Here is an 887-nt window from a genome sequence, read left to right as displayed (position 1 = left end):
CTGCTTTCAAAGATAACCACTGCGCCAAGATGAGACTGACTTTGTTTGCCTTCGTCCTCGCCGTGTGTGCGCTGGCTTCTAACGCCACACTTGCACCAAGAACTGATGACGTACTGGCAGAGCAGCTGTATATGAGTGTCGTCATTGGTGAATACGAGACCGCTATCGCCAAATGCTCTGAATATCTGAAGGAAAAGAAGGGAGAGGTTATCAAGGAAGCCGTGAAGCGTCTGATCGAAAACGGCAAGAGGAACACCATGGACTTCGCCTACCAGTTATGGACAAAGGATGGAAAGGAAATCGTCAAATCTTACTTCCCCATCCAGTTTAGAGTGATCTTCACCGAGCAGACTGTCAAGCTCATAAACAAAAGGGACCATCACGCCCTCAAGTTGATCGACCAACAAAACCACAACAAAATTGCATTCGGTGACTCCAAAGACAAAACCAGCAAGAAAGTCTCCTGGAAGTTTACCCCCGTGTTGGAAAACAACAGAGTATACTTCAAGATCATGTCCACCGAGGACAAACAGTACCTGAAGCTCGATAACACGAAAGGTTCTAGTGATGACCGTATCATCTACGGTGATAGCACCGCTGACACCTTCAAACACCACTGGTACCTTGAGCCCTCCATGTACGAAAGCGACGTCATGTTCTTCGTCTACAACCGAGAGTACAACAGTGTTATGACACTTGATGAAGATATGGCCGCCAACGAAGACCGTGAAGCCTTGGGCCACAGCGGCGAAGTTTCCGGTTATCCCCAACTTTTTGCATGGTACATCGTCCCCTACTAAGCGTTGTTGTAAAAGGTTCTGCCGATTAATATGTTGAAAACCAAATTAACACGAATAAAGCTGAAGAAGTCGGGTCGTACCCACGTC

At 47.2% G+C, this 887-nt stretch carries 1 protein-coding gene; it reads left to right on the top strand.

Features of this window, described 5'->3' with window-relative positions; all coding sequences use genetic code 11:
* Window positions 1-800, top strand: an 800-nt coding sequence (locus F0U47_RS22645; protein ID WP_149752333.1) for a hypothetical protein, incomplete at its 5' end; no start/stop codon positions are given.
* Between the last annotated feature and the right edge of the window lie 87 nt (window positions 801-887).

It is taken from the genome of Nocardioides antri (assembly GCF_008373765.1).
In the GTDB taxonomy this organism is placed as follows: domain Bacteria; phylum Actinomycetota; class Actinomycetes; order Propionibacteriales; family Nocardioidaceae; genus Nocardioides; species Nocardioides antri.
This window is presented reverse-complemented; position numbering and strand designations above follow the sequence as displayed.